The organism is Candidatus Accumulibacter propinquus (genome assembly GCF_056856495.1).
This window is the reverse complement of sequence record NZ_JBSEHC010000003.1, coordinates 833,012-848,660: the sequence shown is the minus strand read 5'-3', so window position 1 is coordinate 848,660 and position 15,649 is coordinate 833,012. Positions and strand designations below refer to the sequence as shown.

The 15,649-nt window shown below is 61.2% G+C and carries 15 protein-coding genes; 7 read left to right on the top strand and 8 right to left on the bottom strand.

Translation table 11 applies throughout. From position 1 onward, the window contains the following. Nucleotides 1-127: 127 nt before the first annotated feature. Nucleotides 128-568, bottom strand: a complete 441-nt coding sequence (locus tag AC15MQ_RS09955; protein ID WP_287666614.1) for a DUF411 domain-containing protein — start codon at nucleotides 566-568, stop codon at nucleotides 128-130. Nucleotides 569-840: 272 nt separating this feature from the next. On the opposite strand from AC15MQ_RS09955, the gene AC15MQ_RS09950 reads away from it, so the two are divergent. The 6 genes from AC15MQ_RS09950 (at nucleotide 841) to AC15MQ_RS09925 (ending at nucleotide 7,113) form a co-directional block, all read left to right on the top strand. After that, nucleotides 841-1,524, top strand: coding sequence for a heavy metal response regulator transcription factor (locus tag AC15MQ_RS09950; RefSeq protein ID WP_287666617.1), 684 nt, complete (start codon nucleotides 841-843; stop codon nucleotides 1,522-1,524). Between the two features lie 14 nt (nucleotides 1,525-1,538). After that, complete coding sequence (locus AC15MQ_RS09945; RefSeq protein ID WP_353849906.1) at nucleotides 1,539-2,936, top strand: heavy metal sensor histidine kinase; 1,398 nt, start codon at nucleotides 1,539-1,541, stop codon at nucleotides 2,934-2,936. A gap of 232 nt (nucleotides 2,937-3,168) precedes the next feature. After that, nucleotides 3,169-4,623, top strand: coding sequence for an SPOR domain-containing protein (locus AC15MQ_RS09940; protein WP_483080000.1), 1,455 nt, complete (start codon nucleotides 3,169-3,171; stop codon nucleotides 4,621-4,623). Nucleotides 4,624-4,993: 370 nt separating this feature from the next. Then, nucleotides 4,994-5,704, top strand: a complete 711-nt coding sequence (locus AC15MQ_RS09935) for an alpha/beta hydrolase (RefSeq protein WP_287666625.1) — start codon at nucleotides 4,994-4,996, stop codon at nucleotides 5,702-5,704. A 2-nt stretch (nucleotides 5,705-5,706) separates the two neighbouring features. Then, on the top strand, nucleotides 5,707-6,213 hold the full coding sequence (locus AC15MQ_RS09930) for a M48 metallopeptidase family protein (RefSeq protein ID WP_287666628.1): 507 nt from the start codon (nucleotides 5,707-5,709) through the stop codon (nucleotides 6,211-6,213). A 135-nt stretch (nucleotides 6,214-6,348) separates the two neighbouring features. Then, nucleotides 6,349-7,113 (top strand): ParA family protein, encoded by a 765-nt coding sequence (locus AC15MQ_RS09925; protein WP_287666631.1) that lies wholly within the window; start codon nucleotides 6,349-6,351, stop codon nucleotides 7,111-7,113. A gap of 40 nt (nucleotides 7,114-7,153) precedes the next feature. Here AC15MQ_RS09925 and AC15MQ_RS09920 read toward each other — a convergent pair whose 3' ends face one another. Beyond that, nucleotides 7,154-8,380 carry an esterase/lipase family protein gene (locus AC15MQ_RS09920; protein WP_287666634.1) on the bottom strand — a complete coding sequence of 409 codons (1,227 nt, stop codon included), beginning with the start codon at nucleotides 8,378-8,380 and terminating at the stop codon, nucleotides 7,154-7,156. A gap of 125 nt (nucleotides 8,381-8,505) precedes the next feature. Then, complete coding sequence (locus AC15MQ_RS09915) at nucleotides 8,506-9,066, bottom strand: sugar transferase (RefSeq protein ID WP_332335281.1); 561 nt, start codon at nucleotides 9,064-9,066, stop codon at nucleotides 8,506-8,508. 543 nt (nucleotides 9,067-9,609) lie between these two features. Between AC15MQ_RS09915 and AC15MQ_RS09910 the strand changes: the two genes are divergently transcribed. Beyond that, nucleotides 9,610-10,431: an XDD3 family exosortase-dependent surface protein gene (locus AC15MQ_RS09910; RefSeq protein ID WP_483079999.1), complete on the top strand. Its 822-nt coding sequence runs from the start codon at nucleotides 9,610-9,612 to the stop codon at nucleotides 10,429-10,431. A gap of 35 nt (nucleotides 10,432-10,466) precedes the next feature. Here the strand turns inward: AC15MQ_RS09910 and rpoD are convergent, their stop codons facing one another. From rpoD to AC15MQ_RS09885, 5 genes are all read right to left on the bottom strand, one after another. Beyond that, nucleotides 10,467-12,425 (bottom strand): RNA polymerase sigma factor RpoD, encoded by a 1,959-nt coding sequence (rpoD, locus tag AC15MQ_RS09905; protein ID WP_287666640.1) that lies wholly within the window; start codon nucleotides 12,423-12,425, stop codon nucleotides 10,467-10,469. 52 nt (nucleotides 12,426-12,477) lie between these two features. Continuing rightward, nucleotides 12,478-14,223, bottom strand: a complete 1,746-nt coding sequence (gene dnaG / locus AC15MQ_RS09900; protein ID WP_483079998.1) for a DNA primase — start codon at nucleotides 14,221-14,223, stop codon at nucleotides 12,478-12,480. A gap of 42 nt (nucleotides 14,224-14,265) precedes the next feature. Then, nucleotides 14,266-14,715, bottom strand: coding sequence for a GatB/YqeY domain-containing protein (locus AC15MQ_RS09895; protein WP_332335278.1), 450 nt, complete (start codon nucleotides 14,713-14,715; stop codon nucleotides 14,266-14,268). A 116-nt stretch (nucleotides 14,716-14,831) separates the two neighbouring features. After that, nucleotides 14,832-15,044: a 30S ribosomal protein S21 gene (gene rpsU / locus AC15MQ_RS09890; RefSeq protein ID WP_012807257.1), complete on the bottom strand. Its 213-nt coding sequence runs from the start codon at nucleotides 15,042-15,044 to the stop codon at nucleotides 14,832-14,834. A gap of 167 nt (nucleotides 15,045-15,211) precedes the next feature. After that, on the bottom strand, nucleotides 15,212-15,649 hold the full coding sequence (locus tag AC15MQ_RS09885; protein WP_483079997.1) for a nuclear transport factor 2 family protein: 438 nt from the start codon (nucleotides 15,647-15,649) through the stop codon (nucleotides 15,212-15,214).

Genomic DNA, 15,649 nt, shown 5'->3' with positions numbered 1-15,649 from the left:
TTGGCGCCGCGCGATACCGGCGACGGAGATCATCCAGCAGAGGATCGCAGATGGCATTGCTGATGTCGCGCAAGCGCATATACCGTTCAGTCCCCTGTCCGTATCACCGATCTCTTCTCCGGGCAGGCTAGTGTTGGGCGAATACTTTGCTCATACCGTTGGCTTGCACCAACAAAGTTTGGTAGGGCACTGGCGTGGCACTTTCCATACCGGGCGAGCCGGGACGCATCGAGGGCACGGCCAGACCCAACGCCTTGGGTTTGTCCTTGAGCAGGCGCCTGATGTCGGATGCGGGAACATGCCCTTCGACGACGTAGCCACCGATCGTGGCGGTATGGCAGGAGCCCAGTTGATCGGGCATCCCCAGCTTATTTCTGGTCGCCGGGACGTCGTTTACGTCGTGACTGTGGACCTGGAAGCCGTTCTGGCGCAGATGCTCGACCCATTTCCCGCAGCAAACACAGGAAGGACTCTTGAAGACCTCGACGGTTGCCGCGGATTGAGCCAGCGCTGAACCGAAACCCAGTGCTGCCACGACGAGCAGGAGAGAACAAAGGTGGAGTGTCATGGCGGCAGTTCTTGGCGAATTGGATGGACACAGTTTGAATGGAGCAGCCCAACAGAACGCTGACCGATAAATTACATTTCTGTAATCTTGCGGCCCACCTGCGCACAACTCTGGCTTTCGTGTTGCCGGTTCCTTCTCCTTCGCTGCTCATATGCTCTCGCCAAACCACCAGGAAGCTGAGCCGCGCATTACATTCTCGTAATCTTCAAGGAGAGGCCATCAGGCCGGCGCAAAATTGCGCAAATCCATAAACCCGATGAAGGAAAACACTGATGAAAATCCTGGTCGTTGAGGATGAACCGAAAACCGGGAATTATCTGAAACAGGGTTTGCTGGAAGCCGGTTTTGGCGTTGATCTGGCCCGGGATGGCGACGATGGCCTTCACTACGCGCTGACTGATGCCTACGACCTGGTGGTTCTGGACGTAATGCTGCCCGGTATCGACGGTTGGGCCGTGCTTCAGGGCATCCGCAAATCCGGGAAGGACATGCCGGTGCTGTTCCTGACCGCCCGCGATCAGGTCGACGACCGGGTGCGCGGCCTGGAATCGGGCGCCGATGACTATCTGGTGAAACCGTTCGCCTTTTCGGAACTGCTGGCCCGGGTCCGCACGCTACTGCGACGGGGCGGCAAAACCACGGAATCGGAGTTCTTGCGGGCAGCCAATCTTGAACTCGACCTGATGCGGCGACGGGTCAGCCGCTCCGGCAAACGCATCGACCTCACGGCCAAGGAGTTCGCCCTGCTGGAACTGCTGCTGCGCCGGCAGGGCGAGGTACTGCCCCGGTCACTGATCGCCTCGCAGGTCTGGGACATGAATTTCGATAGCGACACCAACGTGATCGAGGTCGCAGTCCGGCGTCTGCGAGCAAAAATGGACGATGGTTTCGAGCCGAAGCTCATCCGTACGGTACGTGGCATGGGTTATGTGCTGGAGGCGACGGAGTGCGACTGAGTGGGCGCAAGTCAATGACCGTCCGGCTGACGATGCTCTTTGCGTTGTCCTCGACGGTAGTATTGTTGTTATTGGGCCATTTGATTGCCGGCTCGATCGAGCGGCACTTCGAAGAGCAGGATATGGAAGTGCTCACAGGCAAATTGACACTGGCCCAGCACGCCCTCGAAAAGGTTCATTCGACTGTCGATCTGGATGTCCTTCCACGGCATCTGGATGATTCCCTCATCGGCCACCATGGCCTGGAATTGGTCGTTGTGACGCCGGAAGGACAGATCCTGTTTGCCACGAGTAGTGCTCGATTCCCCCAGTCGCTGCTTGACAGCCGTGTTCGGATGGATTCGGCAAGCTCCACAGTCTGGGCGACAGAGGACCATCAGCCTTTGCGTGGCATCTCCGCTTTGGCCCGAACAGGGATCAAGGATGCTCAACCAGTCATCGTAGCCGTAGCCACCGACATTTCACACCACGCGCATTTCATGAACTCGTTCAGGTTGACGCTATGGTCGTTTGTGGTCCTGGCCGCTCTCCTGACGGGGTTCCTTGGCTGGCTTGCAGTTCGTCGCGGACTTGCACCGTTGCAAGCGATCAGGCGTGAAGCAGCGGGCATTACGGCGCAGCGACTTGACTCCAGGCTTTCTGCCGACGCGGTTCCCGTCGAATTGGTGGGGTTGGTCGAGGCCTTGAACGAGATGTTGGCACGGCTGGAGGATTCTTTCAGACGACTAGCGGCCTTCTCCTCGGACATTGCCCATGAATTGCGCACTCCGGTCACCAATCTGCTGACGCAGACCCAGGTCACGCTGTCTAAAGCCAGAACGTCCAATGAGTACTGCGATGTACTTGCTTCAAATGCTGAGGAATTTGAGCGTCTGGCAAGAATGATTGCCGACATGCTGTTTCTTGCGAAGTCGGATAACGATCTTGTCATCCCCAACAAGGAGACTCTCAACTTGATTGACGAAGTAAAAGGCTTGTTCGAGTTTTACGAGGCTCTTGCAGAAGAGAAATCTATCGTGCTCACCTGTTCCGGCAGCGGCGTCGTTTCGGGAGACAAGCTGATGTTACGCCGGGCGATCAGCAATCTGCTTTCGAATGCCCTGCGTCATACTCCTGTGGGAGATCGCATAGTCGTCCATGTGGATGACACGGGCAATTCGGTTGTGAAGTTGTCAGTGGAAAATCCCGGTGAAACCATTCCGCACGAACACTTGCCTCGACTGTTCGACCGCTTCTATCGCGTGGACTCGTCGCGGCAACGGGCGAGCGAAGGGGCTGGGGCTGGACTTGGCCTGGCAATCACCCGCTCAATACTGCGGGCCCACGGAGGGGACGCTGTCATCCGTTCTGAGTGTGGCACGACCGTGTGTGAGCTAACGTTCCCGTTTGATCGTTCAGTTTCTGAATGCTAATGGGGTATGCCACGATGCCGTCGAATCAGACATTCGACCTGCCGGTAGGAATTTCGACATTTTCGGCTCTCCGATTGTCTCAAGTAGTGGAGCGGCGGCACTCTAGTGCCCCCTGGACCCCAAATATGCCCGGAGAAGGCGAGAAAACTGGTCGACTTCCGGTACGATGTGTTTGAATGCGCTGCTACAATCCAGACGCACACTTGTGAAACCACTACCGAGGAGGCCGATTATGACCAATACCGCAGAACTGGTAATTCCGCAGGATGAGCAAATTGACACCTTGCCGACCGCGTTGCCCACCGAGCACCTGGACACGCCGGCGACCGAAATCCCGGTCATCGAACCGGAAATGGCTCGGCTGCTGGAATTCACTCGCGCAAACGATTGCAGCGTCACACCCAAAGAGATCAACGCGCAACTCGACCGTGTGTTGCGCGACTACGACGATCTGACGGCGCTATTCGCCGAAAACAATCGTCGTATCTACGGTGAGTTGACTGAAATCAGGCTGTCCGGTGGCGCCGTATCGAGCCAGGTGCATCGGCTCGGCGCCGAATTGCAGCAGCAGAGCCGCTCATTGGCAACACATGCCGCCACTGCCGAGCAACGGATTGATGCAGTTCGCAGCGAAGCACGCGCCTGGCTGACCGACACAGAGCAGCGCTGGGACACTCGACTCGCGAGCAGCAACGCGCGCATCAGTGCGGATGTAGCGCGGCTCGATGCCGGTATCGGTTCGCTGGAAGGTCTGTTCAAGGCTCAGGAGCGAATCCTCGCCGAGCAGCGCGCACGCCTCGATCAGTTCGACGTCACCTACGAACTGCTGGATACGGCGACGCGCGGCAACAAGAGTCGCATTGAAGCGGTGCGCGAACAAGCAGAAAAACAACACGCGATCGTCGAAGCGCGGATCGAGGGTTTGGGCGCATTGCAGCGCGAGCACCATGCCGAGTTGCAGAGCTTGCAGGGTCTGGTCGGTGTCTTGCAGTCTGAAACGCAGCGGCTGGACGCTGCGATCAGCAATGTTGCTGCGGCACTGGCGGACCATCAGGGGTCAACCCAGGACAAGTTCAAGCGCACCCATCTCGCCATCGCCGGCCTGCTGCTGCTGACCATATTGGGCTTTGCCCTGGTCAAGTGGATGCCGGCCTTCGCCCCCGCAAGCTCTGAATCGGCGATCGCGAAAAGCGATGCCCGGATCACCGAAATCAGCACTCAGATTGCGGCACTCTCGGCGGGTGAGGCGGCCAGACAGGAAACCGCGGCAATGCAACAAGCGCGCATTGACCAAGTATCGGGCAAGGTTTCCGTTCTGGAGACAAGTCTCGGCGAATTGCGCGCTGCGATGCGGAGGATGCAGGTGCAGGGCGCGGGGGCCGCGGTGGTGCATGACAGCCGCTGGATACTCCAGCAAAACCCCAAGGCTTATACCGTGCAGTTGGTGGTGTCCCCGAGACAGGCCGATATGGCACGATTCATCGACCGCAACGTGGAACAACTCGCTCTGGGTTCCCTGGCCTTTTCCGTGACCGAGCGCGACCAGCGCCAGCAGTACAACCTGTTCGTCGGTGTGTTCAATAACATAAGCCAGGCGCGCGCCGCCATTGCCGAGCTGCCGGCTGAATTGCGCGCGAACCGACCGTGGGTGCGCCAGTTCCAGTCGGTACAGGAATCTTTGCGTTAAAGGCTCGGCTGCGGCGATAAGGTTGGCCACCGGGTGGTGGCCAGCCTCTTCTTTCTTCAGTCGGACGAGTGTTGGGCACGGTCCGGCCGGTTACGTCCAGTGGAATGCACCAGGCTTGCGTGGCGCTTGACTGCAAACAAGCTCCTGGCCTGTTCCGGGATCGCCTCCTCCATTGCTCCATCGGGACCGGATGCCCCCGTGTTCCGTGCCAATTTCCTTGACCGTCTCCCACCTCGCAGGATCTCCAGACCCCCTTTCGCCTGGAACGTCGGGAACCACCATCCCTTCGCGCCAGCGCGGTTGCCCGTGATACTCAGCACCATGCAGCCTGCTAGAATGACTGCCCTCGACAAGAACAAGGATCCGTCCCATGACTGCCAACCAGACCGGCACTCCCGCTGAAGGGCCGTTGCTTACTGCCGTCGAACGGCAAACCGGAGAGTCCCCGAAGTGCGCAATCATCTGGCTGCATGGCCTCGGTGCCGACGGACACGACTTCGAGCCCATCGTGGACGAGTTCGATTTCGACCAGTTGCCGGCAATCCGCTTTGTCTTCCCGCATGCACCCATGCGGGCGGTAACCATCAACGCCGGCTACGTGATGCGCGCCTGGTACGACATCGTCTCGATCGACTTTGCACCCGGACGGGAGGAGGCGCAGGGAGTACGCGAGTCGGCCGAACAGATCGAAGCGCTGCTTGTCCGCGAGAATGAACGCGGCATCCCCGATGCACGCATCGTGCTCGCCGGATTCTCGCAGGGGGGAGTCATCGCCTTGCACACCGGCTTGCGACACCGACAGCGACTGGCCGGCATCCTGGCACTCTCGTGCTACCTGCCACTGACCGAGACACTGACCGCCGAAGCACATCCCGCCAACCGTGAAGTGCCGATCTTCATGGCGCATGGGCGTGGCGACACGGTGATTCCCTACGATTTCGGGAAGCGCTCGGCGAAACTGCTGAAGACCCACGGATACCCCGTTGAATGGCACGGCTACGCCGCGGAACACACCGTCTGCGCGGAGGAACTGCAGGACATCGAAACCTGGTTGCAACAGGTGCTGGCAAACGCCTGCTGAACATGCTGCCGCTGAAATACCTGGCGGGCTATCCCGAAGAGCTTCGGAACCAGGTCCGCGAGGCCATCAGGCACGGCCGTCTGGCGGAGATGTTGCATGCCCGCTATCCGGCAACGCACGCGGTACGCAGTGACGAGGCGCTGTACGCCTACACTCTGGCGTTGAAAGCGCGTTTCCTGCGCAGTGCCGAATCACCGGCCAAGGTCGTTTTTGACAACCATCTGCAGGTGACGGCGAATGCCCTGGGAAGCAATGGTCACGTGCCGCGCATCCAGGGCAAGCGCATCAAGTCGAAACGCGAGATCCGCGTGGCCAGCGTGTTCAAGGAGGTGCCGCCGGAATTCCTGCGCATGGTCGTCGTTCATGAACTCGCCCATCTCAGGGAGAGGGAGCATGACCGGGCTTTCTACCAACTGTGCGAGCACATGGAACCGGCCTACCACCAGTTCGAGTTCGACCTGCGCCTCTATCTGACCCAGCGCGAACTGTCGAGCGTGTCGACGGCCTGAAACCGCGCGCGTATTCGACCCGGGCATCGTCGCGCCCAGGGAACACGAACACGCTCGCCATAGCCTGCTCCTCGACGCGCTTGCCGGAGTTGACTAAACTGCTGGAAAATCCGCAGCAGCTTTGGGGGGAATGCCATGCGCCGAGTCGTCTTCAACCAGAAGGGAGGTGTGGGCAAGTCCACCATCGCCTGCAATCTGGCCGCCATCGCCGCCACACGCGGCCGCCGCACGCTGCTGATCGACCTCGATCCACAGGGCAACGCCTCGCGCTACCTGCTGGGCAAGGCACTCGACGAACAGAAGAAGACCCTCGCGCACTTCTTTGACGACATCCTGGGTTACAAGCTGTTTCCCGAAACGCTGGCAGCCTACATCGTCCAGTCGCCATTCCCGAACCTCGCCGTACTGCCCTCCGACCAGCGCTTGGAAGAACTGCAGTTCAAGCTCGAATCGCGCTACAAGATGTACAAGCTGCGGGAATCGCTGGACAGCCTGCGTGCCTATGACGAGATCTTCATCGACACCCCGCCGGCCCTGAACTTTTTCACCCGTTCGGCGCTGATTGCCGCGGACACCTGCCTGATCCCTTTCGATTGTGACGACTTCTCGCGGCGCGCCCTATATACCCTGATGGACAGCGTGCGCGAGATTCAGAACGACCACAATCGCCATCTGCGCGTCGAGGGAATCGTGGTCAACCAGTACCAGGCACGGGCCAACCTGCCGCTGCGCCTGGTCGATGAATTGCGTGCCGATGGGCTGCCGGTTCTCGACGCCTTTCTGTCCGCGTCGATCAAGATTCGGGAATCGCACCATCAGGCGCTGCCGATGATCCACCTCGATCCTCGCCACAAGCTGAGCACTGAATTCGCGGCGCTTTACGACCTGCTGTCGCAATGACCGGAAGATGGACGTCTTCGTGACCGCCATGTAAACTGGATCAGCGCCGATCCGGCAGCGCGGCGTCGCCGAGTTCGACCAGCCACGCCCGGATCTGCTGATAGACACGTGCGTCGCCCAACAGTCGCATGTGGCCCAGTTTGCCGAGCCTGGCGCTCTGGACGTCACCTTCGATGGCGTGTGCCGTCGCGCTGCTCAGCGTCACCAGACCATCGCCGAGGAATTCGCCGAGCGGATGATCGGGGTCTTCAGCCAGGCTGGCACCGAGAAAGCGGAAAGCGATGCGGTGCTGCCCGGAGACGGTCTGGGCAGCACCGGGGCCACCCCGCAGGTCCTTGATGCCCTGGCTGCGCCTAGCGGCAATCCTGGCCAGCGGGGTGGTGATGTTGGACAGGTTCAGCGCTGCAGTGGTCAGGTGGCCAAGCCTTTCGAGCGGCGAGCCGAGTTGTGGTGAACCCAGGCTGACCAGCATCCGCGTCGCTTGTGGCCAGCGCAGCCCCGACGTGGCAGCCCGCTCGCAGGCACCCAGCGCCAGCAGGCCGCCCATGCTGTGCCCGACGATCAGCAGGTCGGTAACTGGCCACGGCCAGGCGTCGAGCAATTCCTCGAGGAGCAAAGCCAGTTGTGCGCAGTTTCTGGCGATCGGCAAACCGCTGTTGTAGTGCAGATAGAGTGGCGTGTAATCGAATTCGGCATGCAGTTGGCTACCAAAATCGGTTTCGCCCTCTGCCGCCGCGTCGCCAGTCCGCCAGGAGTGCTCGTCACAACCTAGCCCATGGATGAAAATGCAAAGCCGACCACCCGCTTCGGGAAAGTCACTACGCAGCGCAACGCCGTCAAGCGGAATCGCCGCGCCGTTCGCATGGATCGCCATGTCGATCGCCAGCACGTTGTTGCTGGCGGCAAGGTGGTCACCGAAAGCCGCGTTGAGCGCACTGCGCAGGCCGCTGACCAGGCGACCGGGCGGTTTGCTGGCCGCAAAACCGGTGCGTTGCTTTTCGACGATCGCCGCAGCGGCGAGCAGGCCGCCGCTGCCATGGTGAATTGCCGCATAAACTGCTGCGGAAATGACGTCATGCGCGCTCTGCACAACTTGCGCCGGCCCCGCAACCAACGGGATTCGCCGCAGGATGCCGAATGACTTGCCGGCAATCGCGCGGTGCATCTCCTTGACGCGGAGCGTGGTTTCCTGCACCGCCGTTTTCGCTGCATGGCTATAGCCGGTGCGCGGCGGCGCGGCGTCGGCATGTTTCGTGGCAACTGGCATTGCTCGTCCTTGAAATTGATGGGGAGATCGGTATCAGCCGACCTCCGGCCGACACAGAGGGTTCCCGTTGCGGGCCCGCACTTCGCGAACCTGCTCCCAACCCTGCAAGCACGGCCGGCAATGCGTCAATGCGTCACTCCCTCGCGACGCACCACCTTGACCAGGGTCAGCCAAAGGATCCGGATGTCCAGCCACAGCGACTGCCGTTGCAGGTACTCGACATCGAGTTCGACCTTGCGGGGAATCGGCAACTCGTCGCGGCCGTTGACCTGCGCCCAGCCGGTCAGCCCCGGCAGCAACTGGTGAACACCGCGCTCGGTACGCAGGGCGATCAGGTCATGCTGGTTGTACAGCGCCGGACGCGGCCCGACAAGGCTCATGTCGCCAACGAGAATGCTCCACAACTGCGGCAGCTCGTCAAGACTCGATCGCCGCAGAAACGAACCCACCGGCGTCAGGAACGCCTGCGCGTCCGTCAGCAGATGCGTGGCCACGGCCGGCGTCCCGAGACGCATGCTGCGAAACTTCGGCATTCTGAAAATCCGGTTGTGCCGGCCTACGCGATCAGACCAGTAGAGTGCCGGGCCACGCGAGGTCAACCTGACCAGCAAGGCAAGCAGACAGGCCGGCACACACAGCAGAAGCGCGGCGAGGCCGGCAAGCAACAGGTCGAAAATACGCTTCACCACAGGACATCTCACAAGCAGGACAACTTCAAGAATCGGCACCCGACGGTGACCTCTGCACGGCGCAGCGGGGCAGCCGGCGGCCTTGCCAAACCCAGCCGCGATCCCACGCGCCGCGAGGGCTTTGGGCTATCGGCAATGCGCAGTATACCGGGCCCCGGCACGTTCAAGCGAGCGGCCAGGCACTGGCGTCCAGCACTTGTCGCCTCGGCTACCGACAGCCGCCGCACCGGCACGAAACGAAGAAATCGGCGCCATGTGCACTTGTTCATAACCGTCGACTATCACTCCGGAAGACACTTGACGCCGAAGTCGAGGCCACCCTGCACCTCCGCCAGGTGCAAACCCGGAAACCCCGCTCTCGCGGGACGAAACACGGCCTCTCCGAGGCGCTTTGAGTAGCCATGTTGCAGTCCCATCGAAGTCGAGACGTCCACTATGAAAACCATTATTCATCAGCTATTGAGGCTAGACGTGATCGCGTCGCGGCCTGCCGCGATCTCACCCGCTGCTGTCGCACCGGGAAGACGTTTAATACCACTGTTGCTGTGCGGCCTCGCGACGCTGGCGCTGGCTGTCCCGGAGGTGAACGCGGGTCAGATCTGGAACGGCTGGAACTACGCCATCGACGCGCCCACCGATGGCTCCGGCGGGAGTGCCTTCGAAGAACGCGGCCTCGCTTTCCTTCAGCGCGGCCAGACCGGATACTTCGCCATCAGCGGCGGAGTGCCGCAGGCAGGCGTGCCATACAGCGCACGTAACGGCAATGTGTCCCTTGGCGACCTGTTCCTCAATTTCTCATCGCACAATCTCGACACACCCGGTGAATTCAACGATCCCCAAGTATTTGCGATCCGCTTCGCCAGCGCCAATGATTCGTGGGTCAACGGCGACAGCAGCCAAACAGGTCTCTTTCGAAGCGTGACGCCGATGAGCTACACCACGGCCAATTCCGGCTACGCGAAGCTGCAGGACTACTACGGCGCCAGTCCCGCACATCGGCCAGTTGGCGGCGCGATGGGGGACTTGAATACCACCAGCGACGTCATCAGCTATCTCGGCGACGGCGTCATGTATCCCAATATCACCAGGGGTAGCCTGGTGTCGGGGATCTCGGTGCTCGACCGTGACGCACTCGACGATCTCGACCTCGACTTTGCCCACTTTGGCGCCGACCCGGTTGGCAACCGCGTCTTCGGGTTCTCAGTCGACCTTTCCAGGTTGCCGGCAGGAAAGTTCACGGCACATTTCTTCGAGGAATGCATCAACGACGGCATCGCGCTGAGCGCCAGCCACGTTCCCGAGCCCGGGACGCTGGCACTGCTGGGCCTGGCTCTGGCCTGCGTCGTCACCCGCCGCCGATGAATGCGCCGACGGCAGGATCTCGGGGTTGGTGTACGCTAGCTGTTGCCGTTGTCGAGAAAACTGCGCAGCTTGTCCGAACGTGAGGGATGGCGAAGCTTGCGGAGCGCCTTGGCTTCGATCTGACGGATGCGTTCCCGGGTCACGTCGAACTGCTTGCCGACTTCCTCAAGCGTGTGGTCGGTATTCATTTCTATGCCGAAGCGCATCCGCAACACCTTGGCTTCGCGCGGCGTCAGGGTGTCCAGCACATCCTTGGTAATGAAACGCAGGCTCGAGTAAAGCGCCGCCTCGGTTGGTGCCAGGGTGGCCTGATCTTCGATAAAGTCCCCGAGATGGGAATCGTCGTCGTCGCCGATCGGCGTTTCCATCGAGATCGGCTCCTTGCTGATCTTCAGGATCTTGCGGATCTTCTCTTCCGGCATCTCCATCTTCTTGGCCAGCGTCGCGGGATCGGCTTCGAGGCCGGTTTCCTGCAGGATCTGCCGGGAGATGCGGTTCATCTTGTTGATCGTCTCGATCATGTGCACCGGGATACGGATCGTGCGCGCCTGATCGGCAATCGAGCGGGTGATCGCCTGGCGGATCCACCAGGTGGCATAGGTCGAAAACTTGTAGCCGCGCCGGTATTCGAACTTGTCTACGGCCTTCATCAGACCGATGTTGCCTTCCTGGATCAGATCGAGGAACTGCAGACCACGATTGGTGTATTTCTTGGCAATCGAGATCACCAGCCGCAGGTTGGCTTCGGTCATCTCGCGCTTGGCACGCCGAGCCTTGGCCTCACCCGTAGACATCTGCTTGTTGATGTCCTTCAGTTCGCGCAACGGGATACCGATGCGGTCCTGCAGGGCAAGCAGTTTCCGCTGCTCTTCCTTGATATTAGGCGCATTGCGGGTGAGGATCGCGGCGTAGGTCTTGCCGGCAGCGGCGATCTCCGCATCCACCCAGTCGATGTTGAGTTCGTTGCCGGGGAAAACCTTGATGAAATGCGGACGCGGCATGCGCACCGTATCGACGCAGATGCGCTGGATCTTGCGCTCGCAGGCGCGTGCCTCCTCGACCATGGCGCGTACCGAATCGCACAGGCGCTCGATGGTCTTCGAGGTAAAGCGAATCCCCATCATCTCTTCGGAGATCTGCTGCTGCAATTGCAGATAGGCCTTGTCCTGCGAACCCCTGCGCGGCAGGACACCATGCGCCTTGGTATAGTGCGAGCGGATCAGTTCAAGACGCTCAAGCCCTTCGGTCTTGAGCTTCAGCAACGAGGCCGCCACCGCGGCGCCCTCCACCGCTTCTGCGCTGTCCTCCTCCTCGTCGTCCTCGTCGTCGCTTTCCTCCTCGGCCACCTCAGCCGTCAGATCGTCCAGTGAGCCGTCGGTTTCAGGGTCGATCAGCCCATCGATCAACTCGTCGATGCGCATCTCGTCGCGGGCGATCTTGTCGGCGCAACTGAGGATTTCGGCGATCGTCGTCGGGCAGGCCGAAATCGCCTGGATCATGTGCTTGAGGCCGTCCTCGATGCGCTTGGCGATCTCGATTTCGCCCTCGCGGGTCAACAACTCGACCGAACCCATTTCGCGCATGTACATGCGCACCGGGTCGGTCGTGCGGCCAAACTCGGAGTCAACCGTGGACAAAGCCTGCTCGGCCTGCTCTTCCACGTCGGCGTCGTCGGCCCCGGCGGCAGGCGCGGCGTCCGACATTAACAGCGTTTCGGCGTCCGGTGCCTCATCGTAGACCTGGATGCCCATGTCGTTGAAGGTGCTGATGATGCTCTCGATCTGCTCGGCATCGACGACATCATCTGGCAAATGGTCATTGATCTCGGCGTAGGTCAGAAAGCCCCGCTCCTTGCCGAGCTTGATCAGCGTCTTCAGACGCATCTTGCGCGTCTCGTCGTCGACCGGTGCCGGTTGCGTCCCGACCTGGGCCAACAGATCCGCCGCTGCCTTGGCTTTCGCCGCCTTCGTAGTTACCGCCTTTTCCCTGACCATGACCATTTCCCGGATAGCGTTATACTGGAAAAACTCTCGATGATATCACACCTTAGCCGACGGACCCTGGTCGCCCGCGCGCACCCAGGGCTGTCAGATACTGCTGTTTTTCTTCGCTCGAAAGTCCGCTCACCCCAAGTTGCTGTACCTTCTCCTGCAGCACGGCAAAAACCCGCTTGTGCTCGCCTTCCAGCAACCGTTTGACCGCACCCTCGAACTCCGCGTCGATTCCCTCTTCGGCAAATGGCTGTTGCATTAGTTCAGCGGCTGCGGCACGCAGGATACCCTCGTACTCGCTACCCCGCAGCTTTTCGATCAGCGCCGGATAGGCCAGCATCCGGACCCCGCCATCGCCAATCGTTTCGCATAACAGGCGCACCGCTCGCGCTTCCGTGGAGTTGCCGGGAAGCAGGTCGAGCGGCAAGCCGCCAGCCAATTGCGGCTTCTGCAGCAAGAGGCGCAGCAAAGGCCGCAGCAGCGAAGGCGCTTGCCGCGGCGCCCGTGCCGGCGCCGGACGGGCAAGCGATTGCAGATCGCACAGGCGCTCCACCTCGGCTTGCGAAAAACCGCTGTTCTCGGCCAGCCGTTTGACCAGTTGCAACCTCAGCAGCGACGACTGCAGGCGCCCCAGCAGCGGCTTGGCGTCGGCCACCAGCCGGGCCCGACCTTCGGCACTATTGAGGTCGCAATGGCCGGCCAGTTCGCGCAACAGGAAGTCCGACAACGGGGTGGCCTGGGCGATCAGCCGCTGCAGGGCCTCGCCGCCGCGCTTGCGCACCAGACTGTCGGGGTCCTCACCCTCGGGGAGGAAAACAAACGCGATGCTTTTCTGCTCGGTCAGGACTTCGAGACTGTTTTCCAGAGCCCGCCACGCGGCCTTGCGGCCAGCGGCGTCGCCATCGAAACAAAACACAATGCGCCCGGCCTGGCGCAACAACTTTTGCACCTGCATGGTGGTGGTGGCCGTGCCCAGAGTCGCCACCGCATTGCCGATGCCGTGCTGCGCGAGGGCGACGACGTCCAGGTAACCCTCGACGACGATCACCACATCCTGTGCCCGGATGACGGCGCGCGCCTGCGGCAGGCCAAACACTTCGCGCCCCTTTTCGAACAACGGGGTCTCGGGCGAGTTCAGATACTTCGGCTCGCCCTGGCCAAGCACGCGGCCGCCAAAGGCGATCACCTCGCCCTTCTGGCTGACGATCGGGAACATCACCCGCTCGCGAAAGCGGTCGTAGAGGCGTCCGCGCTCATTGTTGATCACCAGTCCCGCAAGCTGCAGCTCGGAACTGCTGTAGTCGTCAAAAGCGGCAGCCAGGTTCTGCCATCCCTCGGGGGCATAACCGAGGCCAAAGCGGCGCGCGATCTCGCCGCTCACTCCGCGCTCCTTGAGGTAGCTGACCGCCCTTGCGGAGCCCTTGAGCTGTTCGTAGTAGAAGCGGGCAGCGCGCGCCATGATCTCGCTGAGTGCCTGCGATTTCTCGACGTGCTGCCCGGCAGCTCCGTGATCGTCGGGAACCTGCATGCCGGCACGGCCAGCCAGTTCCTTGATCGCATCGACAAAGCCGAGACCCGAATACTCCATGAGAAAGCCGATGGCATTGCCGTGCGCGCCGCAGCCGAAGCAGTGGTAGAACTGCTTGACTGGACTGACCGTAAAGGAGGGAGACTTCTCGCTGTGGAACGGGCAACAGGCGGCAAAGTTGGCCCCCGTCTTCTTGAGCGGAACGTAACCGTCGATCAGGTCGACCAGGTCGATGCGATAGAGCATTTCCTGGATGAAGGAGTCCGGGATCATCGAGCCCCTGGTGCCAGCAGCCGAGCGCTATGGCGCAGACGGTCAGACGCCAGTCAGTTGCGCTTTGACCAGGCGCGACGCTTCGCTCATGTCGACGCGGCCGGCCAGCCCCGTGCGCAGACAGGCCATCACCTTGCCCATGTCGCCAGGGCCGGTGGCCGCAGTCTCGGCGATGGCCTTGGCCACCGCGGCGGCAAGTTCCTCCGTCGACAGGCTGGCGGGGAGATAGGCGCTCAGCAACCGCAGCTCGAAGGTCTCGGCATCGACCAGATCGTTGCGCCCCGCCTGCGCAAATTGCGCGATCGAATCCCGACGCTGTTTGAGCATCCTGTCGATGACGGAGATGATCGCTGCGTCATCGAGCGCGATGCGCTCGTCGACCTCCCGCTGCTTGATTGCCGCCGTCAGCAGACGCAAGGCGCCAAGCGTTTGTGCCGCGCGCGCGCGCATGGCTGCCTTGACGTCTTCGTTGATGCGTTCTTTGAGGGTCATCGAGAGACTCCTTCCTGATTGACGGTGCCGCGAAGGTCACCACGATAGCCGTTCCAGAAACGCCAACAGCCGCCCATCTTCAGACAGGCGGCTGCCCAAGCACCGGCAAACCGGTGTTAATACAGTTTTGGAGGCAGGGTCTGGCTGCGCATCCGCTTGTGATGGCGCTTGACCGCGGCGGCCAGCTTGCGCTTGCGCTCGGCGGTGGGCTTCTCGTAGAACTCGCGAGCTCTCAGTTCGGTCAACAGACCGGTTTTCTCAACGGTGCGTTTGAAACGGCGGATCGCAACTTCGAACGGCTCATTTTCCTTGACGCGAATGGCAGGCATCGGCTCTTCCCAAGTTCAAAAAAATATCACAGTGCAGATTAGCCGCGCATTATAAACCCAGTTTCGGCAGAATTCCTAGAGCGTTTTTGACAAGTGCGTTGTAGAAGCGCAGTTGCCGCCGCGTCCCGACGTAGCGGGCACGGCCAGATCGAGAAGGGCCCGCCGGCTCAGGCCGAGAGTTTCCTTTTCAGTACCCGCAGCAGCCAGCCGATTCCCGGGAACCCGGCGTAGAGCTCTTCCGCGGCATCCCAGTAGTCGCGATGCCAGACGACCTTGCCATGCGCGTCGAATCTGAGGTGCGACGCACCCCGAATCACCCGCGCCGGACCCTGCGCCGACGAGGTCTTGCGGCGGTAATGCAGTTCCCATACCAGCAGCGCGCCGTTCTCGGCGACCACGCTCTCAAGAACGACGAAGCGCGGTTCAGCAACCTGACTGAACATGTGCGCGAAAATGCGCTGGATCGGCTCCAGACCGCGCACCTCGTTGAACGGATCCTTGAAATACGCATCACTCGCGTAGTACTCGGGAAAACGGGCCACCGCTTCCGGGCACAAGCCCTCGAAGAAGGCCACCAGGGCGCGAACGGCAGGCGCATTGCTCAT